22 protein-coding genes are annotated in these 23,509 nt (G+C 62.4%); 13 read left to right on the top strand and 9 right to left on the bottom strand.

The window, feature by feature from the left end; genetic code table 11:
• Positions 1–7 precede the first annotated feature (7 nt).
• Positions 8–496 carry an RNA polymerase sigma factor gene (locus AB8B02_RS17385; RefSeq protein WP_089265487.1) on the bottom strand — a complete coding sequence of 163 codons (489 nt, stop codon included), beginning with the start codon at positions 494–496 and terminating at the stop codon, positions 8–10.
• A gap of 225 nt (positions 497–721) precedes the next feature.
• On the opposite strand from AB8B02_RS17385, the gene fabI reads away from it, so the two are divergent.
• From fabI to AB8B02_RS17365, 4 genes are all read left to right on the top strand, one after another.
• Complete coding sequence (gene fabI / locus AB8B02_RS17380; protein WP_093756866.1) at positions 722–1,543, top strand: enoyl-ACP reductase FabI; 822 nt, start codon at positions 722–724, stop codon at positions 1,541–1,543.
• Positions 1,544–1,554: 11 nt separating this feature from the next.
• Positions 1,555–2,154: a histidine phosphatase family protein gene (locus AB8B02_RS17375; RefSeq protein ID WP_439064682.1), complete on the top strand. Its 600-nt coding sequence runs from the start codon at positions 1,555–1,557 to the stop codon at positions 2,152–2,154.
• 75 nt (positions 2,155–2,229) lie between these two features.
• The gene (gene aroC, locus AB8B02_RS17370; protein WP_120293301.1) at positions 2,230–3,315 is read left to right on the top strand and encodes a chorismate synthase; all 1,086 of its coding nucleotides are present in this window, start codon (positions 2,230–2,232) and stop codon (positions 3,313–3,315) included.
• Between the two features lie 51 nt (positions 3,316–3,366).
• On the top strand, positions 3,367–4,557 hold the full coding sequence (locus AB8B02_RS17365; protein ID WP_175368409.1) for an adenylate/guanylate cyclase domain-containing protein: 1,191 nt from the start codon (positions 3,367–3,369) through the stop codon (positions 4,555–4,557).
• Between the two features lie 2 nt (positions 4,558–4,559).
• Here the strand turns inward: AB8B02_RS17365 and AB8B02_RS17360 are convergent, their stop codons facing one another.
• From AB8B02_RS17360 to AB8B02_RS17350, 3 genes are all read right to left on the bottom strand, one after another.
• On the bottom strand, positions 4,560–5,315 hold the full coding sequence (locus tag AB8B02_RS17360) for a hypothetical protein (RefSeq protein WP_120291939.1): 756 nt from the start codon (positions 5,313–5,315) through the stop codon (positions 4,560–4,562).
• Between the two features lie 90 nt (positions 5,316–5,405).
• The gene (clpS, locus tag AB8B02_RS17355; RefSeq protein ID WP_120291842.1) at positions 5,406–5,717 is read right to left on the bottom strand and encodes an ATP-dependent Clp protease adapter ClpS; all 312 of its coding nucleotides are present in this window, start codon (positions 5,715–5,717) and stop codon (positions 5,406–5,408) included.
• A 48-nt stretch (positions 5,718–5,765) separates the two neighbouring features.
• Entirely contained in the window at positions 5,766–7,082 is a 1,317-nt protein-coding gene (locus tag AB8B02_RS17350) for a tetratricopeptide repeat protein (protein WP_439064681.1), read from the bottom strand.
• A 220-nt stretch (positions 7,083–7,302) separates the two neighbouring features.
• Here AB8B02_RS17350 and AB8B02_RS17345 point away from each other — a divergent pair, with 220 nt between their 5' ends.
• Complete coding sequence (locus tag AB8B02_RS17345) at positions 7,303–8,148, top strand: DUF1194 domain-containing protein (protein WP_439064680.1); 846 nt, start codon at positions 7,303–7,305, stop codon at positions 8,146–8,148.
• Between the two features lie 5 nt (positions 8,149–8,153).
• Here AB8B02_RS17345 and AB8B02_RS17340 read toward each other — a convergent pair whose 3' ends face one another.
• The 5 genes from AB8B02_RS17340 to AB8B02_RS17320 form a co-directional block, all read right to left on the bottom strand.
• On the bottom strand, positions 8,154–9,473 hold the full coding sequence (locus AB8B02_RS17340; RefSeq protein WP_439064679.1) for a cobyrinate a,c-diamide synthase: 1,320 nt from the start codon (positions 9,471–9,473) through the stop codon (positions 8,154–8,156).
• On the bottom strand, positions 9,470–10,795 hold the full coding sequence (locus AB8B02_RS17335) for a type II toxin-antitoxin system HipA family toxin (protein WP_439064678.1): 1,326 nt from the start codon (positions 10,793–10,795) through the stop codon (positions 9,470–9,472). The genes AB8B02_RS17340 and AB8B02_RS17335 overlap by 4 nt, the downstream gene beginning before the upstream one ends.
• Positions 10,795–11,046 (bottom strand): helix-turn-helix domain-containing protein, encoded by a 252-nt coding sequence (locus AB8B02_RS17330; protein ID WP_068734977.1) that lies wholly within the window; start codon positions 11,044–11,046, stop codon positions 10,795–10,797. Before AB8B02_RS17330 ends, AB8B02_RS17335 begins: the two co-directional genes overlap by 1 nt.
• A gap of 126 nt (positions 11,047–11,172) precedes the next feature.
• Positions 11,173–12,717, bottom strand: a complete 1,545-nt coding sequence (locus AB8B02_RS17325) for an acyl-CoA synthetase (RefSeq protein ID WP_439064677.1) — start codon at positions 12,715–12,717, stop codon at positions 11,173–11,175.
• A 233-nt stretch (positions 12,718–12,950) separates the two neighbouring features.
• A complete protein-coding gene (locus tag AB8B02_RS17320; protein WP_439064676.1) occupies positions 12,951–14,123 on the bottom strand; it encodes an acetyl-CoA C-acetyltransferase in 1,173 nt (390 codons plus the stop codon).
• Between the two features lie 141 nt (positions 14,124–14,264).
• Here AB8B02_RS17320 and AB8B02_RS17315 point away from each other — a divergent pair, with 141 nt between their 5' ends.
• The 8 genes from AB8B02_RS17315 to AB8B02_RS17280 all read left to right on the top strand — a co-directional run bounded on the left by AB8B02_RS17315 (position 14,265) and on the right by AB8B02_RS17280 (position 23,431).
• Complete coding sequence (locus AB8B02_RS17315; RefSeq protein ID WP_439064675.1) at positions 14,265–14,930, top strand: TetR family transcriptional regulator; 666 nt, start codon at positions 14,265–14,267, stop codon at positions 14,928–14,930.
• Between the two features lie 230 nt (positions 14,931–15,160).
• Complete coding sequence (locus tag AB8B02_RS17310) at positions 15,161–15,919, top strand: SDR family NAD(P)-dependent oxidoreductase (RefSeq protein ID WP_231079680.1); 759 nt, start codon at positions 15,161–15,163, stop codon at positions 15,917–15,919.
• A gap of 207 nt (positions 15,920–16,126) precedes the next feature.
• Positions 16,127–16,933, top strand: a complete 807-nt coding sequence (locus tag AB8B02_RS17305; RefSeq protein WP_439064674.1) for an enoyl-CoA hydratase/isomerase family protein — start codon at positions 16,127–16,129, stop codon at positions 16,931–16,933.
• A gap of 78 nt (positions 16,934–17,011) precedes the next feature.
• On the top strand, positions 17,012–18,886 hold the full coding sequence (locus AB8B02_RS17300) for an AMP-binding protein (RefSeq protein WP_439064673.1): 1,875 nt from the start codon (positions 17,012–17,014) through the stop codon (positions 18,884–18,886).
• 32 nt (positions 18,887–18,918) lie between these two features.
• Positions 18,919–20,046: an acyl-CoA dehydrogenase family protein gene (locus AB8B02_RS17295; RefSeq protein WP_439064672.1), complete on the top strand. Its 1,128-nt coding sequence runs from the start codon at positions 18,919–18,921 to the stop codon at positions 20,044–20,046.
• A 12-nt stretch (positions 20,047–20,058) separates the two neighbouring features.
• Positions 20,059–21,303: an acyl-CoA dehydrogenase gene (locus tag AB8B02_RS17290; protein ID WP_439064671.1), complete on the top strand. Its 1,245-nt coding sequence runs from the start codon at positions 20,059–20,061 to the stop codon at positions 21,301–21,303.
• A 64-nt stretch (positions 21,304–21,367) separates the two neighbouring features.
• Positions 21,368–22,609 carry an acyl-CoA dehydrogenase gene (locus AB8B02_RS17285; RefSeq protein WP_089265469.1) on the top strand — a complete coding sequence of 414 codons (1,242 nt, stop codon included), beginning with the start codon at positions 21,368–21,370 and terminating at the stop codon, positions 22,607–22,609.
• Between the two features lie 144 nt (positions 22,610–22,753).
• Positions 22,754–23,431 (top strand): nitroreductase, encoded by a 678-nt coding sequence (locus tag AB8B02_RS17280; RefSeq protein WP_120291820.1) that lies wholly within the window; start codon positions 22,754–22,756, stop codon positions 23,429–23,431.
• Positions 23,432–23,509: the final 78 nt, after the last annotated feature.

Below are 23,509 nucleotides of genomic sequence, written 5' to 3'. Positions count from 1 at the left end.
CTTTAAATCATTTGACCGCGCGCAGCGCCGGGCGCTCGCCGTCGAGATAGGCTTTGACATGGGCGCGGGCGCGGGCGAGGCGCGACATCACGGTGCCGATCGGCACGCCCTGGATGTCGGCGACTTCGCGGTAGCTCAGGCCCTCGAGCATCACGAGCAGCAGCACCGAGCGCTGCTCTTCGACGAGGGCGGCAAGGGCGCGCGAGATGTCGCGCCCTTCGGCTTCGGTCCCGCTGGCATCCGGATTGTTGTCGAACAGTTCGGTGAAGACTGGTTTGCGTGCCAGCGACCGGCGGCGGTTGCGGTTCAGATTGGTCAGGATCGTATAGAGCCAGCTTCTGAGATCGCCGCCGATGAACAGCTTCTCGGAGCGCAGCGCGCGCACCAGCGTGTCCTGCACCAGGTCGTCTGCGATGTCGGTGTCACGCGCCAGCGCCCGCGCATAGCGGCGCAGCGCCGGAATCATGCTCTCAACGCTTTCGCGAAAGGCGCTCATGGGGCTCGTGCCATCCGTTGCAATCCTGACGGTATCTTGGGCGGTCCGCAATTGCGCCGCATCTATCATAACACCTTGGCGGACCGTCTATTCCGGCGTTAGGCCCGGACGGTAAACAGCCACATAACCGGGCTTTTGGGCTGTACCGAACGCAAGTGCTGGTGTACCCCCAAGGGCAGATCGGCATGGACTGCCAAGTTATCAGCCAAGCAAATAGGATGTGATATGAGTGAAGTTTCAGGCCTGATGAAGGGCAAGCGCGGCGTTATTCTCGGCGTCGCCAACAACCGCTCCATCGCCTGGGGCATCGCCAAGGCGTGCCAGGCGCAGGGCGCGGAGATTGCGCTGACCTATCAGGGCGATGCGCTGAAGAAGCGCGTGGAGCCGCTGGCGGCGGAACTGGGCGCGCTCGTGCTTGGTCATTGCGACGTCACGGATGCCGCGACCATCGATGCGGTGTTCGACGAGCTCAAGGCGAAGTGGGGCAAGATCGACTTCGTCGTCCATGCCATTGCGTTTTCCGACAAGAACGAGCTCGAGGGCCGCTATGTCGACACCACGGCGGAGAACTTCAGCAAGAGCATGCTCATCTCCTGCTATTCGCTGACCGCGGTTGCGCAACGCGCCGAGAAACTAATGACCGACGGTGGTTCGATCATCACGCTGACTTATTACGGCGCCGAGAAGTGGATGCCGAACTACAACGTGATGGGCGTCGCCAAGGCCGCGCTCGAAGCCAGCGTGCGCTATCTGGCGGCTGACCTCGGCGAGAAGGGCATCCGCGTCAATGCGATCTCCGCCGGCCCGATCAAGACGCTGGCCTTCGCAGGGATTGCCGACTCCCGCTACCTGCTGAAATACAACGAGGTCAATGCGCCGCTGCGCAAGAACGTCTCGATCGACGAAGTCGGCCAAAGCTCGATGTATTTCCTGTCTGACCTGTCCTCTGGCGTCACCGGCGAAGTGCATCACGTCGATGCCGGCTATCACGTGCTCGGCACCAAGGTGCCGGATGCGCCGGATATCTCGATGGGCGGCAAGGACTGATCGCTTAGTCCATGCCGAAACCAACGATCTATTATATTCGCCACGGTCAGACCGAATGGAATGCCGCCGGTCGCTTTCAGGGCTCGAAGGACATTCCGCTCAACGATCTCGGTCGTGAGCAGGCTGTACATGCCGGCACCGTGCTGAGGGATATTCTGTCACGGGACGGGCGCGCCAGCGGCGATGTCGCATTCGTCTCCAGTCCGCTCGGCCGCGCGCGCAACACCATGGAACTGGTGCGCGGCAAGCTTGATCTGCCGCATGACGACTACGTCCTCGACGATCGTCTGCGTGAGATCGGCTTCGGTCACTGGGAAGGATTCACGTTGGCCGAGCAGGAAGCCGCACATCCCGAGATCTTTGCGGCGCGCTTGCGCGACAAATGGAGCCTGCCGGCGCCGGGCGGCGAGAGCTACGCTGAGGTGCAACTCCGGATGCGCGAATGGGTTGACGGCCTGACGGGCGATACCGTTGCCGTTGCCCATGGCGGTACGGCGCGGGCGCTAATGGTGGCGCTGGGCTTTGAGACGCCGGACGGGGTCAGTGAGCTGCCGATCCAGCAGGGCGCGGTCTACGTGTTCAACGCCGACGGGATGGACAAGTTTAGTTAAGCATTGCGGCTGACCGGGCGATTTGACCCCTCGGACGGCCCGCGTTACGACATCTGCTCAAGCAGCGAGCGCCCCATGTCCCACAACACCTTCGGCCACATGTTCCGCGTCACGACCTTTGGCGAAAGCCACGGGGTGGCGATCGGCTGCGTGGTCGATGGCTGTCCGCCGCTGATCCCGCTGGATGTGACCGAGATCCAGGCCGATCTCGATCGCCGTCGTCCCGGCCAGTCGCGCTTTACCACGCAGCGGCAGGAAGCCGACGCGGTCAAGATCCTGTCCGGGGTCATGGCGCATCCGGAAACCGGTGTGCAGGTCACGACGGGGACGCCGATCGCGCTGCTGATCGAGAATACCGACCAGCGCTCGAAGGACTATTCGGAGATCAAGGACAAGTTTCGGCCGGGCCATGCCGACTTCACCTATGAGGCCAAATACGGGTTGCGCGATTATCGCGGCGGCGGCCGCTCGTCGGCGCGCGAGACGGCGACGCGCGTGGCCGCTGGCGCCATTGCGCGCAAGATCGTGCCGGGCATGACGGTGCGTGCGGCGCTGGTGCAGATGGGACCGCACAAGATCGACCGCGGCAACTGGGATTGGGACGAGGTCGCCCGCAATCCCTTCTTCTGCCCGGACAAGGACAAGGCCGCCTTCTTCGAAAGCTATCTCGACGGCATCCGGAAATCCGGCTCGTCGATCGGTGCGGTGATCGAGGTGGTCGCCGACGGCGTGCCGGCGGGATTGGGGGCTCCCATTTACGCCAAGCTCGACGGCGATCTGGCAGCGGCGCTGATGAGCATCAATGCGGTGAAGGGTGTCGAGATCGGCGACGGTTTCGGTGCTGCGGAATTGTCCGGCGAGGACAATGCCGACGAGATGCGCATGACCAATCACGGCCCGTCATTTCTCTCAAACCATGCTGGCGGCATCCTCGGCGGCATTTCCACAGGCCAGCCGGTCGTGGCACGTTTTGCAGTGAAGCCGACTTCGTCGATCCTGTCGCCGCGCAAGACCGTCGATCGCAATGGCGCCGATACGGACATCCTGACCAAGGGTCGTCATGATCCCTGCGTCGGCATCCGCGCCGTGCCGGTGGCGGAAGCCATGGCCGCTTGTGTGCTCGCCGATCATTTCATTCGGCATCGCGGACAGGTCGGCTAGAGTAAGTGACTGACCGAAGCCCGCGTTCGCGCGAGTTTGAAAGTGCCAGCCGTGTTGCCCGACAAGCTCAGAGAGATCATCGACTGGCTCAGTGACGGTGCGCGATCCGCGCCGACGCCATCGCGCATGATGGCGGAATGTTGCGAACGGCTTGTCGCTGCGGGGCTGCCGCTATACCGCGTCGGCATCTTCATCCGCACCCTGCACCCGGAAATCTTCGGCAGAAATTTCATCTGGCGTCCGGAGACCGGGGTGGTCCTCAGCTCGGTTGATTTCGACATTCAGGAGGCGCCTGAATTCCTCAGCAGTCCGCTTGCGCTGGTCTTCCGTGAAGGTGTCGAGGTTCGCAGCCGACTTCATGAGCCATCAACCACACCCTTTCCTTTTTTCGACGATATGCGCGCCGAAGGCGTTACCGACTACATCGCGATCCCGCTCACCTTCGTCGACAACATGCTCCACGCATCAAGCTGGACCACGAAGCAGCCTGGCGGTTTTACGGACGAGCAGCTTGCTGCCTTGAAAACGGTGCTGCCGACATTGGCGCGGTTGATCGAGGTCATCGGCATACGACGAGTGACGGTGACACTGCTCGATACCTATGTGGGCAATCGCGCTGGCGGACGTATTCTCGGTGGTCAGATCCGACGGGGCCACACCGAGACCATGCGCGCAGCGATCTGGTTGTCGGATCTGCGCGGCTTTACGGCGCTGTCGGATCGATTGCCGCCGGAAAGCGTCGTCGAGATTCTCAACCTTTACTTCGATTGTCAGGTGCCTGCGATCCTCAAGCATGGCGGCGAAGTGCTCAAATTCATGGGCGATGGCCTGCTGGCCGTGTTTCCCATTGCTGAGGATGATACGGATCGTTCGATGGTTTGCGGTCATGCGCTGGAGGCCGCGCGTGAAGCCAGCGCTGCCGTTGAAGCGCTGCGCTGGTCGGATGCGGCAGGTGCCGAAGAGCGCTTTCGCTTCGGTCTGGCACTGCATGTCGGCAAGGTACTTTACGGCAATATCGGCGGCGGCAACCGGCTCGACTTCACCTGTATCGGCCCGGCGGTGAACCTCGCCGCACGTCTGGAGAAGATCGCGGGCAGGCTGCATCGTACAGTGGTCGCGTCGACCGCTTTTGCTGGTGCGACAGACGCCGACTGGGCCGATCTCGGTGAATTTCCCATCGCTGGCTTCGCCAAGGCCGAGCAGGTCTATGGATTGGGCGATGAAACCGCGGTCGCCGGCTGAGGTCAGTCGCCGCGCAGATGGGATTGCTTGAGGGCCGCGGTCAGGATCATCAGGGTCACCCAAAGCCGCAGCATCGCGAAGCTGAAGATAAAGACGAAGAAGATCAGGTTTCGGATGAAGGTGTTCGTCGTTGGCGCCTGCCCGTAGATCGCAATCGCGTTGCGAACGAGACCCTGGACAAAACCGAGGCCGAAATAGGCGGCGGTCAGGACCAGAAGGCCCACGCCGAGCCACGCGCGTCGCCTGGCGAATTCACGGCAAGCCGCGAAGAAACGAACCCTGTTGTCATGGCGTTCGACGCCGACGATCATCAGCAAGATCAGCGTGGCGATGGAGGCATTCCAGATCTTTCCGGCCGCTGTCGGCTGATCGAACGCCATGCCATCGATGCCGCCCATGAAGTTCAGGTCCAGCGGCGAGATTCCGAGCAATACAGAGATCATGCTTGCTACAAGCATCAGCGCGCCGATACGCGCCAGAATGCGCAGCGATAGTCGGAATTCATCCTCGAACGTCATCGCTCCGAGATGGGTCTCGCCGTCGGCAAGCTCGATCGACCGCCGTGCGGTCACCAGAAACGCGAGAAGAACGGCAACCGTGGCGACGAAGATGGCCGGCAAGGCGATAACGCCACCGCTGAACGCGATCACGCGCATTCCCGCTGCCAGCACGAGCCAAGGCAGGCATTCGATGAAGCGCAAAGGCCCGAACGACAATTCCGGCCGGGATACATATTGCTTGCGGAGTGCAATCGACATCTGGCGAGCTTGCCACATGCCGCCCAACCTCGGATTGAGCCGATCGTTAAATTTTTATCGTCTTGGTGGCCAAAGCAGAAGCGCCACGTCCTATTCTTCCGGCTCGGTCGTGAACAGAAGCGGATAGCCCTTGGCGCGGCCGGCGTCTGTCGCGCGGGTCGCCTTGGTCTCGGCGACGTCACGGGTGAATACGGCGACGACGCAGACGCCGCGTTGATGCGCCGTCATCATTACCTTGGCGGCTTGATCCTCGGACATGCGAAATTCCGCCTTCAACACCCGCACGACGAACTCCCGCGGCGTGAAGTCATCATTGACGAGGATAACCTTGTACAATTTCGGCCGCTCGACCTTCGGCTTGGTTTTAGTCTTGGTCTGCGGGGCGGTGACACTCTCGGGCATGCACACTCATCCGGACGATCGCGCTCTGTGGCGGCGACGCGACGATGATCACTCGGCCGGGCAATCCTTGAGGCGTTGCACGGCATCCTGATCGCCGCGCTGCACGGCCATTGGTTTCAGTTTACAGGCTCCGGGGACGTCGCGAAACTGCGGGTTCTGCGATAGTTTGAGATCGACCAATACGGCAAGTGCGTCAGGCTCGCCAAGTTCCGCAGCCTGAATTGCCTCATACAGAACGATATTGAGCGAGGAAATCTGAACCTGCGGATGGCTGGCCAGCAACCGCAGGGCCTTCAGTCGGGAGTCGTAATCCCAGACCCCGGCAGTGATCAGCAAGTCGATCCCCTTTGACACGTCGCGTGGCACCAGCTTTCCATCGAGATAAAGCTGGCCGAGCAGGCCACTCGCGCTCGCCTGATGGCGCTGGCTTTGCAAGATCGATAATGCGCGCTTCGGATCGGCCGGGCCGCCCTCGCTATCGAGCAGCATCTGCGCCAGCTCGGTATCGCCTCCCAGATGATCGCGCGCAGCCTCTTCAAATAGTTTGCGGGCGCGCACGGGATCGTTGGGACGCGTGGCTTCAGCCCGCGCCGCCTTGGCGCCAAACGAGCCGCCTTGGGCGAGACGTTCGAGTAAATCCCGGCCGAGGGTCTGCTCGTCCGGCTGCGGGGATCGCGCGAGAAGCCGGGCAAGCCTGATCTGCTGGTCCGCACGGGTGACGTTCTCCGGCAGCGGCAACCGAAGCGCGCGCTCGGTCCAGTATCGTTCGGCCGAAGGGTCCCGCTTTACGATGCCGCCACGGCCATAGAGGATGGCGAGCCTGTTTACCGCTGACGGGTTGTCCAGTTCGGCTGCCTTGATCAGCGCGTGCTGTGCCTCGTCGCGCGCAATCAGTTGCGGGCGATCAAGATGATAGTCCCATGAATTGTGCGACTCATAGATTGCGTAATTTGCCTCGCTATCGTTCCGGGCTGCGGCCTCGCGCAACAGTGCGACCGCCTCGGCGCGCCGTTCATGCGGCAGCGATTGAGCGAAGGCCACCTTGTTGCGGACATCGTCCGGAGCTGCAGCGAATGCTTCGCTGCAGGCGGCCTGGCGCATCCGATAACGCAGCTTCTCTTGTTGCTCGGGGAGGTATTCGGTGGCGTTCCGCAAAAGACGGCGGCATTCGTTGGCTGTGTTGGCGCCGAACGGCTGAATAGGTTCATCGTGTTCGGCGGCCCCTGTCTTGCGCTGTTCGGCAGGTGCTGAAACGAACAAAGCGATCGCTGCGCCGATGCAAGCGAGCAGTACGGCCCACACGATTGGGTGCCGCGCTGCGGGCTGGCGGCCACCGTTCATCGGCGCGTTCAAGGCGGCACTCATCTCGGCCCATTCCGGTCGGCAATGGTGGATGTGGTGTTGGCGACATCCTGCGCTAGCTTTGTCGCGCGAGCGCGCAAACCGTTCAAATCTGGGGCAGGCGCTCGTTAGCTCTGCCGCAGCGGCATCGCCGCCATGACCGGATTGTGAACATGCCTGCAGGTTCCTGCTTTGCGGCTCGTCATTTGCATGTCACCATTCGATTCTCAACGGGAGGGCCGCTATGCGCTGGTGTGTCTCGATTGGAGCGGTACTCGTCGCGGGAGCGATGGCCGGCGGCGACGTCGCGAGCATGGCGGCGACAGGCCCGAAAGCGCAGTTTGCCCAGAGCAAGCAGGACCCCGTGGTCGATGTCGAACTGGTGCTGGCGGTCGACGTTTCCTATTCGATGGATATGGACGAGCTGGCGATCCAGCGCGAAGGCTATGCCCAGGCCATCGTTTCCAAGGAATTCCTTACCGCGCTCAAGAGTGGCCCGACAGGCAAGATTGCGGTCACTTATTTCGAATGGGCGGCATCGTCAGACCAGAAGCTGATCATTCCCTGGCGTGTCATCGATGGTCCTGAATCCGCCGACGCGGTGGCATCCGAAATCATGAAGACGCCGATCCGCCGGGCGTCGCGGACGTCGATCTCGGGCGCGATCTACTACGCCATGCCGCTGTTCGATGAAAATGCGCTGCACGGTCTGCGCCGGGTCATCGATATTTCGGGCGATGGGCCGAACAACAATGGAGGACCGGTGACGGTCGCGCGCGACGAGGCAGTCGCGAAAGGTATTGTCATCAACGGCCTGCCGATCATGGCCAAGGAACTGTCCTACTCGACCATGGATATCGAAAATCTCGACCTCTATTACGAGGACTGCGTGATCGGCGGCGCGGGCTCCTTCGTGGTGCCGATCAAGGAGCGCGACAAGTTCAAGGAAGCGATCCGCACCAAACTGGTGTTGGAAGTCGCAGGATTGATGCCCGAGCCGCGCGCGATTCCTGTCGCCAACACGACCAGGGAGCCGCGCGTGAATTGCCTGATCGGCGAGAAGATCTGGCAGGATCGCTGGGGGCGTTAGTTCCGTTAGCCATCGACCCGTGCAATCGCGTGGAAAAACGTGCCGGTGACATGGCCGCGCCGTCCGCCGCGCTCTGCCATGGGTTCGACTTGCGCGTTGCGGAGATCGACCAGCGGGTCGTCGCTGCCCGGATCAATCAGTGACGCGTAGTGGAATTCGTGGCCACGGATTAGCGATCCATTTGGTCCGATAGGGCTGTCGGATAGCAATTGCGCCTCGCGATAGCCGAGATGCAGGCGCCGCTTGTGGAAACTCGTCGTGTGGCTGAGCAGCCCCGTCATCGCATGCCGGTTGCCGTCGGCGTCTTCCAGGCCTTCACCGAGGACCATATAGCCGCCGCACTCGCCATGGATCGAACGTGTCTGTGCGAAGCGCACCAGCCCGTCGCGGAATTTTTGCGCGGAGGCAAGCGTCGCCACGTGAAGTTCGGGATAGCCGCCTGGCAACCAACAGCTATCGCAATCATCCGGCGGAGCTTCATTGGCCAGCGGTGAGAAGCGGACGATCTCTGCGCCCGCATTGCGCCAGCCATCGATCAGGTGCGGATAGATGAAAGTGAATGCGGCATCGACGGCGAGCGCAATGCGCTGACCAGGCGGCGGCAATGCTGGCGTGGCAGCGAGCGTGGGCTGCCGCTCGATGGGGGCGGCCAGCGTGATGATGGCATCGAGATCGAGGTGCTTCTCCGCCATGTCGGCGAGAACGTCCATCCGCGTGGCAAGGTCGCCGTGTTCGCCAGCCTGGATGAGGCCGAGATGACGCTCTGGCAGCGCCAGTGCGGCATCCCGCGGAATGGCGCCGACGACGGGGATGCCGAGCGGCGCGATGGCATCCGTGATGAGGCGGCGATGTCGGTCGCTGCCGACGCGGTTCAGGATCACACCGGCGACGCGGACGTCGGGATGATGACCGGCAAAGCCGCGCACCATAGCGGCGGCTGATTGCGATTGCGCGGTCACGTCGAGCACCAGCAGCACCGGCAACTTGAACCGCGCGGCGATGCTGGCACTGCTGCCGTCGCGGTCGGCGACGCCGGGCACGCCGTCGAACAGGCCCATGACGCCTTCGACCACCAGCAGATCGGCGGCATCGCTGGCGCCAGCCATCAGCGCCTGCAGCAGGGGCGGTGGCATCGTCCAGCTGTCGAGATTGATGCAAGGCGCGCCAGTTGCGACCGCGTGAAAGGCAGGGTCGATATAATCGGGCCCAGCCTTGGCCGCGCGCAGTACCATGCCGCGCCGCGCCAGTGCGGCGAGCAGGCCGAGCGTGACCGTGGTCTTGCCCGCGCCGGAACGTGCTGCGGAGACCAGCAGGCCGGCGGTCATGATGCAACCTGGCTGAGGCTTTTCTCGATCATCGTGATGCGATGTGTCATCGCTTCCGAGATCGATGCAACCAACTGTTCGGGGAAATCTGGAGGCAAGTCATCAATCGCCTGCTCTGCCTTCGTCATCGTGTTTGCGACGATATCCTCGAAAGTGGAGCGCACGAGACTGGCACCGATGCCCGCCATCGCAGCGGATTGGACGAAGTGCCGCGGCATGACCTCCTCGACCCCGTAGTGACGGCTCTTGCCGATCGACATCGCCAGCTTGAAGTTTTTCCTCTGGACCTGCCCATTGTCGAGGCTCGGTTGTGCGCTCAGCACATCGTAGAGCGGGGTCATGCGGAAGCGTCCACCTGGATTGAGGAAGATGCTGAAATTCTTGGCATGGCCGTCGGTGGCGCCGATCAGCCAGAACACGATGATGGCGCGCAGGAAATGCGAAAGGTCTGCTTCGACGGTGTCGCTGCCCTTGAGCAGGCCGAAGATCTCCGTCGTACCGGGGCCGCCGTCGGACTGATATTTTCGCGTCGAGGGTATGGACAGCGATTGCAGGCAGTCCTCCTGAGGCAGGCGCAGCAGGCGCTTGTCGCGCGTCCAGAGCCGGTCGAAGCGTTCGACCACCAGCGTTCGCCGCCCGCCGAAATCGGCGATTTCCGTATGGGCTGACGGGATGCCGAGCGCTGACAGAAGTCTAAGGCAGAAATACTCGTTCTCGACACTGTCCGAGAGATCGACGCCGTTTGGGAGCCGGCCGATCTGCGGCTTCAGGATATGGGTGGTCGCCGTCGTGCCAATTGGTTTGTACCATCGGCCGTCTCGCTTCAGCAGCGCCGTCTTCTCCTGGGCTCCGGCGATAGAAATACGGAAGTCCTTATCCTCGCCGAGCCCGAGCGGGGCAGAAACGAGGTTGTTCAGGATGTCTGCGATATCGCCAGCATCGACAGGATGGCCGTCCACTTTGCCGGCCGGGTCTGGTGTGTGTTCGTCCGGAAGAAATTGCAACGCGCCGACGCAGTCGTGGCCGAGGGCGGCGAGCATGCTGTAGGTGTCGGTGCCTTCGGCGCCGACACGTTCGGCGACGCGCTTGCGGATTGCGTCGCCGTCCGGCAGCAGATTGTCGAAGACATTGAGGACCGCCGCGCCGACGTACTGATCTTCGCGCAGTGGAAGGGATAGCGAGATGGGAAAGGTCGAATCCCAATCCAGCCAGTCGCGCGCATAGCGGAAGTTGACGGCACCAGTTGCCTCGCGCCGGAGCGCACCGACGAGCCTGCCGTTGACGAACACGTTCAGCGGAACGTGCTTCGGCGAACGCGCCATCAGAAAATGCTTTCGATGTCGGCGGCCTCGGTGGTCGTACGAGATCGTACAACCAGTTCGAGATTGAGCGCGGCGAGAGCCGCCATCAGCGTATTGAGTTGGACGGCGGGTTCGCCGGCTTCCAAACGGGAAACCGTTCCCTGCCGCAGATGCAGCTTCTGGCCGAGTTCCGTTTGTGTAAGGTCAGCTTGCTTTCTCGCTCGCCGCAAAATGGCGCCGAGCTGTTTTTCGTTGCGTGCGATCTGGTCCATGGAAAATCTCCCATGAAGTTTATACGCGGTCGCGTATAAAAATACAATATACGCGATCGCGTATATTTCAATTTTATACGCGAATGCGTATAAAAAAGATATATACGCGATCGCGTATAAGCCGCCTCACACTGTCGCTCTTTCCTTCTTCGGCCAGTACTTGTCCCGCAAGTGGCGCTTCACCAGTTTGCCGGTCGGCGTGCGTGGCAGTTCGGCCTCGAAGTCGATGCTCTTGGGGCATTTGATCGGGGACAGATGCTTACGGCAGTACAAGATCAATTCGGCCTCCAGCGCCTTGCCGGCGCGGCTCATGTCGTGCGGCTGCACCACGGCCTTGACCTCTTCGCCCATCTCCTCGTTCGGCACGCCGAACACCGCAACATCGGCGATGTCCGGATGGGTGATGAGAATGTCCTCGGTCTCCTGCGGGTAGATGTTCACACCGCCGGAAATGATCATGTAGGACTTGCGGTCGGTGAGGTATAGGAAGCCTTCGTCATCGAGATAGCCGACATCGCCGAGGGTAGACCAGCCGCGCGCGTTATAGGCGCGCTTCGTCTTCTCGGGATCGTTGTGATAGCTGAACTGCGGCGTATCGGCGAAATACACCGTGCCGATTTCGCCGGTCGGCGCTTCCTGGTCTTCTTCATTGACGATCTTGACGCTGCCGACCACGGCCTTGCCGACAGTCCCGCGATGCGAGAGCCATTGCTGCGAATTCGACACGGTGACGCCGTTGCCTTCGGAACCGGCGTAATATTCGATCAGGATCGGTCCCCACCAGTCGATCATGCGCGCCTTGACGTCGACGGGGCAGGGGGCTGCGGCATGGATCGCGCCGTTCAATGAGGAGACGTCGTATTTCAAACGGACTTCATCAGGCAGCTTCAGCATGCGCACGAACATGGTCGGCACCAGCTGCGACTGGGTGATCTTATGCTTTTCGACAAGCTTGAGGAATTCCTCGGCGTCGAAATGCTCCATGATCACCGACGTGCCGCCGAGCGTGATGGCCATCATGTTAAAACGTAACGGAGCCGCGTGATACAGAGGCGCCGGTGACAGATAGATCGAGTCCGATGTCATGCCGCACATGTTCGCGCAGAGCAGCTTCAGGAACGGATTCGGCACGTCGATCGGATTGTTCTCCGAGGCGCGCTTGATGCCCTTGGGGCGGCCCGTCGTGCCCGACGAATACAGCATGTCGTAGCCGGCAACCTCGTCGGCAATCGGCGTAGCGGGCTGAGCGGCGAGGGCACTATTCCAGTCGCGGAAACCGGTGCGCGAACCGTCGACGATATAGAACATCGGCTCCGCCGTGTTGGTGATCAGCGGTGCAACCACATCGGCGCATTTCTCGGAGGTGATGACAACCCGTGCGCCGCAGTCTTTCACGATATAGGCGATCTCGTCCTGCGTGAGGTAGCGGCTGATCGCCGTGTAATAGAGCCCGGCGCGCTGTGCGGCCCAGCAGATCTCCATGAAGTCGAGCCGGTTCTCCATCAGTAGCGCAACATGATCGCCGGCCTTGAGTCCCAGCGAGCGAAACAACTGCGCGCCGCGGTTGGAGCGTTCGTCGAGTTCGCGATAGGTGAGCGCCTGACCGGAGCCGGCCATGCGGTAGGCAATCTTGTCGGGACTGGTCTTCGCGTGAATCGACGGATGCGTCATGGAGAATTCCTTGGTGTTTCCTCGAAGACCGGCGGATTTTTCCGCTCGTGGTGTGGTTTAGTTTTCTTACGTCCCCTCTCCCCTTGTGGGAGAGGGTGCCTGAGCGAAGCGAAAGGCGGGAGAGGGGTATGGCCAGTCGCGGGCCCTCTCCCGTCTCGAACCCGCTTCGCGTGTTCGATCCACCCTCTCCCACGTCGCGCTGCTACGCAGCGCTAGGGGAGAAGGGAAGAAAATTACAACCTCTCCACGATCGTCACATTGGCCATGCCGCCGCCTTCGCACATGGTCTGCAGCCCGTAGCGCTTGCCCGTCTGCTGAAGTGTATGGACCAGCGTGGTCATCAGCTTGGTGCCGGAGCCGCCGAGCGGATGGCCGAGCGCGATGGCGCCGCCATTGACGTTGAGGCGAGCCGGGTCGGCGCCTGTGGCCTTCAGCCAGGCCGTCGGAATCGAGGCGAAGGCTTCGTTGACTTCGAACAGGTCGATGTCGTCGATCTTCATTCCGGCCTTTTCGAGCGCGCGCTTGGTGGCGGGCAGGGGCGCTTCAAGCATGATCACGGGATCGCCGCCCATCATGGTCATGTGGTGGATGCGCGCCAGCGGCTTGATGCCGAGTTGCTTGAGGCCCTTCTCGTTGACAACCATCACGCCCGACGCGCCATCGCAGATCTGGCTGGCGGATGCTGCGGTGAGCTTGCCGTTCTCGGCGATTAGCTTGACGCCCCTGATGCCGTCGAGCGTGGCGTCGAAGCGGATGCCCTCGTCGATGTGATGGGTGTCCGTGGTGCCATCGGCGCGGGTGATCTGCAGCGGGATGATTTCGTCCTTGAACCGGCCGGCCTCGGTCGCGGCAATAGCGCGCTGATGGCTCTGGAAAGCGTATGTGTCGAGGTCATCCTTCGACAGTCCGTATTTCTCGGCGACCATCTCGGCGCCGGTGAACTGGCTGAACTGGATGTTGGGATAGCGCGCTTCCATGCCGGGGCTCTTGTAGTGGCCCATGCCGGCCTTGGACGCGAGAATGCTTGGCGAGCCCATTGGCACGCGGGTCATGCTCTCGACACCGGCGGCGATCACGATGTCCATAGAGCCAGCCATCACGGCCTGGGCGGCGAAATGCAGCGCCTGCTGCGATGAACCGCACTGGCGGTCGATGGAGGTGCCCGGCACGCTTTCCGGCAGCTTGGAGGCCAGCACCGCGTTGCGCGCGACGTTCACAGCCTGCTCACCGCCCTGGCCAACGCAGCCCATGATGACATCTTCAACCGAGGCGGGATCGGCGCCGGTGCGCTCCACCAATGCGTTCAGGACCGAGGCGGCGAGATCGGCCGGATGCCAGCCGGCTAGACGCCCGCCTTTGCGGCCACCAGCGGTGCGTGCAGCGGCGACGATATAGGCCTCAGCCATGCGTGATCTCCCTTTTTTGCCTTGTTTGGCGGCGTTTCTCGTGGCGTTGAATGCGCGGGATTTAAGTGTCCGCGGAGAGTTTAGTCAATCGGTCAATTAACTCTTGAGTGCGGCCGATTGTTCGTATTATCTGCGCTCCGAATGGCACCGACTTTGAACCCCAGCACCTCTGTGAAAATCGCCGCCGCCCGTAATCCGACGGCCGACAAGCTGTTGCTCGCGGCGAGCGAGCTGATGATTGCCAGCAACTCCATCGAGGTGTCGCTGAGCGAGATTGCGCAGCAGTCCGGGGTCAATGCGGCGCTGGTGAAATATCATTTCGGCAATAAGGACGGCCTGCTGCTGGCGTTGCTTGCGCGCGACGCCGCCACCGAGATGACCAATCTGGAATATCTGCTGGCGCAGCCGATCTCCGCCACCGCGAAGCTGCGGCTGCACATCGCCGGCATCATCAAGGCCTATTACCAGTTTCCCTATATGAACCGGCTGATCCACTACTTGCTGCATGAGAGCAGCAACGAGGCAGCCGACGAAGTATCGAAGTTCTTCGTAGGGCCGCTGCTCGGCTTCCATCGCCGCCTGCTGGCCGAGGGACTCGAATCCGGCGAATTCCGCGCGGTCGATCCGGTGCTGTTCTACACCAGCCTGATCGGTGCCTGCGACAACCTGTTCTTCAGCCGTCATGCCATGTCGCGCGCCATCGGCGTCGGCCCGGTGACCGATGAAGTCTGCCGCGACTACGTCGCCCATATGGAAGCGATGCTGCTCGGCGGGATCCTCACAAACAAGAAGGCCGCCAAGGCCTGACATCACGAGCTCAGAAGAAACGGCCCAAGGAAAACTGCCAAGAAAATTCAAAAACGTCGGGAAACGCCCAAGGAACCAAATTCAAGAACTAAAAATAAGAAACGCCCAAGGATCAGTTCCAAGAACAACAACCAAGAAAACGCCCAAGGACCACTTCTTCTTCTTTTTCTTTTTCGTCGCGACCCAAAATTCAAGAAACGATCAGAAACGCCCAAGGAAAGGCATTATCGATGCAGTTGAAAGACGTAGCCGTATTCATCACCGGCGGTGGTTCGGGCCTCGGTGCCGCGACCGCGCGCGCGATGGCTGCCAAGGGCGCCAAGGTCGCCGTGTTCGATCGTGCGGCGGAAAATGCCGAGAAGGTCGCTGCCGAAGTGAAGGGCATCGCCACCGTCGGCGACGTCACCAGCGAGAATGACGTCAAGGCGGCGCTCGCCAAGGCAGCAGCTGCGCATGGTACCGCGCGCGTGCTGATGAACTGCGCCGGTATCGGCGGTTCACAGCGCATCGTCGGCAAGCAGGGCGTTTATCCGCTCGAGAAGTTCACCAATGTCATCATGGTAAACCTGATCGGCACCTTCAACTGCCTGCGCCTGTTCGCCGAGCAGCTTGCCACCGCCGAACCGATCGGCGAGGAACGCGGCGTCATCATCAACACCGCCAGCGTCGCGGCCTATGAAGGCCAGATCGGCCAGATCGCCTACTCTGCCTCGAAGGGGGGCGTTGTCGGCCTCACACTGCCGGCCGCCCGCGATCTCGCCTCCAGCAAGATCCGCGTCAACACCATCGCGCCGGGCCTGTTCCTGACGCCGCTGCTGATGGGCCTCAACGAGGAAGCCCGCGCCAGCCTGGGCGCACAGGTGCCGCATCCGGCCCGCCTCGGCGACGCCTCGGAATACGGCAACCTCGCGGTCCACATCGTCGAGAACCCGATGTTGAACGGCGAAACCATCCGCCTCGACGGCGCCATCCGTATGGCGCCGCGGTAGTACTTGTCTTCCCCTCTCCCCCAGCGCGGCGTAGCCGCGCGCCGCGGGAGAGGGTGCCTGAGCAAGCGAAGGCGGGAGAGGGCTCGTTGTGGCGCCCCTCTCCCAAGTGAGTTTGTTTCTAACTCCTGCGCTGCCCTCTCCCGCAAGGGGAGAGGGCGCGGCAATGAGCGTCGGCAAGGCGCCAACGAGTGAAACGGGAGAGCGCGTGTGTCTAATCCGCTGCTGATCGAACACGACGATGGCGTGGACCGGGTGACGCTTAATCGTCCGGACAGTCTCAACGCGCTCGATCCTGCTCTGATCGACGCACTGAACGACTATTTCGAAAGCCTGCAGCGCAATCGCAAGACACGCGTGGTCGTCCTCAAGGGCGCCGGCGCCAATTTCTGCGCCGGGCTCGATCTCAAACACGCAATGGCCGCGCGCTCCGGGCAGAATGCGCCGCGCACCGTCACCGAGTCGCTCGATTCCCAGCGCCGCATTGCGGATATCGTGATGCTGATGCGCCGCTGTCCGCAGCCGATCATCGCGCTGGTGCAGGGTGCTGCCGCTGGCGGCGGTTTCGCGCTGGCGCTCGCCGCAGATATCCGCATCGCCGCCAAGTCGGCGCGCATGAACTGCGCCTTCATCAAGCTCGGCCTCGGCGGCTGCGACATCGGCTCAAGCTATTTCCTGCCGCGTCTCGTCGGTGTCTCCGTCGCCTCTGAACTGATCCTCACCGGCCGCTTCATCCATGCCGATCGCGCGCTGGCTGTTGGGTTGGTGTCGGAAGTTGTCGACGACGGTCAACTCGAAGCCGCCGCTGCGCCCTATGTCGATGCGATGATGACCGCGTCGCCGGTAGGGCTGCGGCTGTCGAAGGAATGCATCAACATGTCCGTCGATGCCGGCTCGATCGAGGCCGTCATCGCCATGGAAGATCGCAATCAGGTGCTGTGCAGCCGCTCGGAAGATTTCGAGGAAGGCATTCGCGCATTCATCGAGAAACGAAAGCCGGTTTACGTCACACGTTGAAGCGTGATCTCACGCACCGAATACAAGGTCCGACAAACGAGACCATGGTTCGACAAGAACGGTTTTGGGAGAAACCACATGAACGCCCAGGCTGCCGCGGTGCTGACAAAGCCCGCCTTCCGCAAGATCCACTGGATGGAGCGCGACATCGATGTCGAGCGCCGGCCGGACGGCGTCATCGTCATGAAGTCGCTGATACCGTTGATGCCCTATGAGACGCATCTGCCGGCGTCTCTGGCGAAGTGGGCCAAGGAGCGTCCCGATCACACCTGGCTGGCCCAGCGCGCCGGCGATGACCGGCAATGGCGTCGGCTCAGCTATGGCGAGGCGAAGCGGACCGCCGATGCGCTGACCCAGGCGCTACTCGACATGAAGCTCGCGGCCGATGGACCGGTTGCGATCCTTTCGGGCAATTCCATCGAGCATGCACTAATGACCATGGCGGCGATGCAGGCGCGGCATCCGGCAGCGCCGGTGTCGCCGGCCTATTCGCTGATGAGCCAGGATCACGCCAAGCTCAAATATCTGTTCGAGCTGATCAAGCCTGTCGCGGTCATGGTGCAGGACGGGCCGACCTTCCAGAAGGCGCTGGATGCGCTCGATCTCACCGACATCAAGATCATCCATGTGGCGCGCCCGCCGACGGGGATCGCCAGCACCGCCTATGCCGACATGGTCGCGACCATGGTTACGCCCACGGTCGACGCATCGCTCGCCCAGATCATGTCCGATACGGTCGGCAAGCTGCTGTTCACCTCGGGCTCCACCGGCATGCCCAAGGCGGTCATCAACACGCAGCGGATGATGACGGCGAATGCCGCGATGATGATGCAGACGCGCCCGCGCGATCCGAACGCGCAGCCGCCGGTCTATCTCGACTGGATGCCGTGGAATCACACCATGGGCGGCAACGCTTTGTTCAACCCGCTGCTGATCGATGGCGGCACGCTCTATATCGACGATGGCCGTCCAATGCCGGGCATGATCGACGAGACATTGCGCAATCTGCGCGAAATCTCGCCGACCTATTACGCCAATGTTCCCGCCGGCTATGCTGCCATCGCCAGCGCGATGGAGAAAGACGATGCGCTGGCGCGCTCGTTCTTCAAGAACCTGAATCTGATGGCCTATGGCGGCGCGCGTCTCCCGGATGATCTCTACGACCGGATGCAGGCGCTGGCCGTGCGCGCCACCGGCGAGCGCATCGTGTTCTATACCGGTTGGGGCTGCACCGAGACCTCGCCGACCTCGACCGGCACCTATTGGGACACCGAGCGCGTCGGCCTGATCGGCCTGCCGTTCCCCGGCGTCGAACTCAAGATGGTGCCGGTGGATTCGAAATACGAATTGCGCTTGCGCGGCGTCAACGTGATGCCGGGCTACTATCGCCAGCCGGACCTCACCAAAGCGGCCTTCGACGAGGAAGGCTTCTACAAGATCGGCGACGCTGGCATTTTCGTCGACGACAATGACCCCGTGCAGGGCCTGATCTTCTCCGGCCGCGTGGTGGAGGACTTCAAGCTGACGACCGGCACCTTCGTGCATGTCGGCTCGTTGCGCACCGATGTGATCGCTGCGGCGACGCCGGTGGTGCAGGACGCGCTGATCACGGGACAGGATCGCCCCTATATCGGCGTGCTCGCCTGGCCCAACCTGCCGGCCTGCCGCATCATGATCGGCGAGCCCGAGGCGACATTTGCCGATGTGGTGAAACATCCTGCGGTTCTTGCCTGTCTGAAGAAGGGGCTGCAGGCACATAATGCGTCGTGCGAAGGCGCCAGCAGCAGGCGCATTGCGCGCGCGATGTTCATGGTCGAGCCGGCGTCCATCGACGGCAACGAACTCACCGACAAGGGCTACATCAACCAACGCGCCGGCCTCGAACGCCGCGCGGCACTGGTCGCCCAGCTTTACGCCGAGCACCCCGGCGAAGACGTCATCATCCTCAACTAGACTTTCCATCGATCAGAACAGAGTACACCGCCATGAACTTCGATTTCTCCGACGACCAGAAGCAGCTCCGCGACGAGGCCCGGCGTTTTCTCACCGAGAAGTGCCCGCCGAAGGCTGTGCGCGCCGTGATCGACGGCAAGGCGCCCTATGATCGCGAGCTCTGGAAGGGCCTTGCGGATATGGGCTTCCTCGGCGTTGCCATCCCGGAAGCCTTTGGCGGCTCGGGTGCCGGTCATCTCGAACTCTGCGTGATCGCCGAGGAAATGGGCCGCGCGCTGGCGCCGGTGCCGTTCTCGTCCACCGTGTATCTTGCCGCCGAAGCGCTGCTTCTGGCCGGCTCCGATGCGCAGAAGCAGAAGTGGCTGCCGGCGATTGCGCAGGGCAATGCCATCGGTACGCTGGCCCTGTTCGAAGGCTCTGGTAATCCGTCGCCAAAAGCGATCAAGCTCACCGCGGCCAACGGCGTACTGAACGGCACCAAGAAGCCGGTGGCAGATGGCGCCATCGCAGATTTCGCCATCGTCGCCGCGCGCACCGGCTCCACCGGCCGCGACAGCGATATCGCGCTGTTTCTGGTCGATCTCACCAGCGAAGGCGTCGAGGTGAAGGCGCTGACCTCCATCGATCCGTCGCGCAATCAGGCCGAGATTACCTTCAAGAACGTCAAGGCCGAGCTGCTCGGCGTTGCCAACGAAGGCTGGAGCATTCTCTCGCAGGTGCTCGATCGTGCCGCCGTGCTGATCGGCTTCGAACAGGTCGGCGGTTCCGACCGTGCGCTGGAAATGGGCCGCGACTACGCGCTGGATCGTATCGCCTTCGGTCGTCAGATCGGTTCGTTCCAGGCCGTGAAACACATGCTCGCCGACATGTATGTCTCGGCGACGCTGGCGCGCTCGAATTGCTATTACGGCGCATGGGCGCTTTCGACCAACGCGTCCGAACTGCCCGAAGCCGCCGCCGCGGCGCGCATCAGCGCGACGCAGGCGTTCCAGCACTGCTCCAAGAACAACATCCAGGTTCATGGCGGCATGGGCTTCACCTGGGAGTTCGACTGCCACCTCTACTACCGCCGCTCCAACGCGGTGGCGGTCGGGCTCGGCTCACTGTCTTATTGGGAAGACCAGTTGATCGAGCGCATGCGCCAGAAGAATGCGGCGTAAGGATCAATCGAGATGAATTTCGATGACACCCCGCAGGAGGCCGCGTTTCGCGCTGAGGCGAAAGCCTGGATCGCGGCCCATGCGCCGAAGCAATATGAAGACGAGCTGAAGAAGGCCGCGCTCGGTCGCATCCAGCTCAAGAGCGCAAATATCCTTGAAGTCGCAAAAGCCTGGCAGAAGAAGAAGGCCGATGCCGGCTGGGCCGTACCGCACTGGCCGAAGGACTATGGCGGCCGCGGCGCATCGCCCATCGAGCGGGTGATCTGGCAGCAGGAAGAGGGCGTGTTCGGCAAGCTCGGCGCGCTCTTCATTATCGGTCACGGCATGTGCGGCCCTACCATGATGGCCTACGCCGCCGAGGAGCATAAGCGGCAGTATCTGCCGCCGCTGGCGTCCGGCGAGAAGATCTGGTGCCAGTTGTTCTCTGAACCGGCCGGCGGATCCGACGTCGCGGGTCTCCGCACCCGCGCGGAAAAGGACGGTGACGACTGGGTCATCAACGGCCAGAAGATCTGGACTTCCGGCGCGCACTACTCGGATTACGGCATCCTGATCACCCGTACCGATCCCACCGTGCCGAAGCACAAGGGCCTCACCATGTTCTTCCTGGACATGAAGAGCCCGGGCGTCGAGGTGAAGCCGATCAAGCAGGCCAACGGTCAGGCCGAGTTCAACGAGGTGTATTTCTCCGACGTACGGATACCCGATGCGCAGCGCCTCGGCGCTGTGGGCGACGGCTGGAACGTGTCGCTGACCACGCTGATGAACGAACGCATGGCGATCGGCACCAATGTCGCCACCGGCTTCCCGGAACTGTTTGAGTTCTGCAACAGCCTGATGCTCGACGACGGTCCGGCCATCGACGATCCCGCGGTGCGCTCCAGGCTCGCCAACTGGGCGGTGCGCGCCAGCGGCCTCCGTTACACCAGCTTCCGCGCCATCTCGGCGCTGTCGCGCGGTGAACGTCCGGGTCCGGAAAACTCCATCGGCAAGCTCGTTGCCGGTGCCATGCTGCAGGACGTCGCGACCTATGCGCTCGATCTGCAGGGTGCGGCCGGCGTGCTCAACGGGCCGGAGGATGCGGAGGTCGCCGGCAAGTTCCAGGCGATGCTGCTGCGCTCGCCCGCCACGCGCGTCGAAGGCGGCACTGACGAGATCCTGCGCAACATCATCGCCGAGCGCGTGCTCGGATTGCCGGGCGACATCCGCGTCGACAAGGACGTGCCATTCAACAAGATCCCGACCAAGGGACGATAACTGGCGACCAGGGTGGCTTGCTGCCCTGGTCGCAGTTTTTCTTTTTTCGTAGAGGACGACTGCCATGAATTTCGATGACACGCCGCAGGAAGCCGAATTCCGCGCCGTCGCGCGCAAGTGGATCGATGCGAACGCGCCGAAGGAGCTGGAAGCTGAGCTGACCAAGCCGTCGGCGAAGCGCGCCTCTGAGAAGCGCGACGCGATGCTCGATGTCGCCAAGGCGTGGCAGAAGAAGAAGGCCGATGCCGGCTGGGCCTGTCTGCATTGGCCGAAGGAATATGGCGGCCGCGGCTCGACGCCGATCGAGCGCGTAATCTGGCAGCAGGAAGAGGGCGTCTATGACAAGCTCGCGCGGCCCTTCGCCATCGGGCAGGGCATGTGCGGCCCGACCGTGATGGCCTACGCCTCCGAAGACCAGAAGCGCAAATATCTGCCGCCGCTGGCCTCCGGCGAGAAAGTCTGGTGTCAGCTGTTCTCCGAGCCCGCCGGTGGTTCCGACGTCGCTGGCCTTCGTACCCGCGCGGAGAAGGATGGTGACGACTGGATCGTCAACGGCCAGAAGATCTGGACCTCCGGCGCGCATTACTCTGATTATGGCATCCTGATCACCCGCACTGACCCGAATGTGCCCAAGCACAAGGGCCTCACCATGTTCTTCCTCGACATGAAGAGTGAGGGCGTCGAGGTAAAGCCGATCAAGCAGGCCAATGGCATGCAGGAATTCAACGAGGTGTTCTTCACCAATGTAAGGATCCCGGATAGCCAGCGGCTCGGCGCCGTCGGTGACGGCTGGAACGTGTCGCTGACCACGCTGATGAATGAGCGTATGTCGATCGGCTCCCGCGTCGCCACGGGTTTCCCGGAGCTGTTCGAGTTCTGCAGCAACCTGATGCTGGAAGACGGTCTCGCCATCGACGATCCCAATGTGCGCTCCAAGCTCGCAAGCTGGGCGGTGAAGAATTCCGGCCTGAAATACACCAGCTACCGCTCGATCTCGGCGCTGTCGAAGGGCGAGCGTCCGGGTCCGGAGAACTCCATCGGCAAGCTGGTCTCCGGCATGATGATGCAGGACATCGCGATGTTCGCCGCCGACCTGCAGGGCGCCTCCGGCGCGCTGGTCGGTGCCGATGCGGAAGCGGCCGGCGAATTTCAGGCGACGATTCTCGGTTCGCCCTCAATGCGCATTGCCGGTGGCACCGACGAGATCCTGCGCAATATCATCGCCGAGCGCGTGCTGGGTCTGCCCGGTGATATCCGCGTCGACAAGGACGTGCCGTTCAACAAGGTCCCGACCAAGGGACGGTGATATCTCTGCCCTCATCCTGAGGAGCGTGCCACTTGGCACGCGTCTCGAAGGATGGCAACAAACTCAAGAGCCAAGCCAGCTCATGGTTCGAGACGGCGCCAATTGGCGCCTCCTCACCATGAGGGACCGAGCCAGGATGTTTCCATGACTGACGCCATCTCCACTCTCGAAACCCTTCTCGCCGGCCGTTACTCCTGTCGCGCCTACAAGACCGAGCAGGTGCCGCGCGCGATCATCGACCGCATTCTCAATGCCGCGCAGAAGACCGCGTCGTGGTGCAACAGCCAGCCGTGGCAGGTCACGATCACGTCGGGTGAAGCCACCAAGAAGTTTCGCGACGTGCTCTATCCCGTCGCGGCCGCGGGTACGCCGAATTCGGGCGACTTCCCGTTTCCGCGCGAATATCGCGGGGTCTATCTGGACCGCCGTCGCGAAAGCGGCTTCCAGCTCTACAATACGCTGGGCATCGCGCGCGGCGACAAGACGGCCTATGCCGAGCAGGCGCTGCAGAACTTCAACTTCTTCGGCGCGCCGCATGTGGCGATCATCACGTCGGATGAAGCGCTCGGCGTCTATGGCGCCGTGGACTGCGGCGGCTATGTAAACAATTTCATGCTGGCTGCGCAGGCGCTCGGCCTCGCGACCGTGCCGCAGGCGGCGCTGGCGTTTCACTCGGCCGTGGTGCGCCAGCATTTCGGCATGAGCGACGACCGCCGCGTCGTTTGCGGCATCTCGTTCGGCTATCCGGATCGCGAGCACAAGGTCAACAGCTACCGAACCAACCGCGCGCAGTTGGGCGACGTCGCGACGTTTGTGGAGTGATCCTAGCGGTCATTCCGGGGCGGGGGGGGGGGGGGGGGGGCCCCCCCCCCCCCCCCCCCCCCCCCCCCCCCCCCCCCC

It is taken from the genome of Tardiphaga sp. 862_B3_N4_1, assembly GCF_051811085.1.
Taxonomy (GTDB): Bacteria; Pseudomonadota; Alphaproteobacteria; order Rhizobiales; family Xanthobacteraceae; genus Tardiphaga; species Tardiphaga robiniae.
This window is presented reverse-complemented; position numbering and strand designations above follow the sequence as displayed.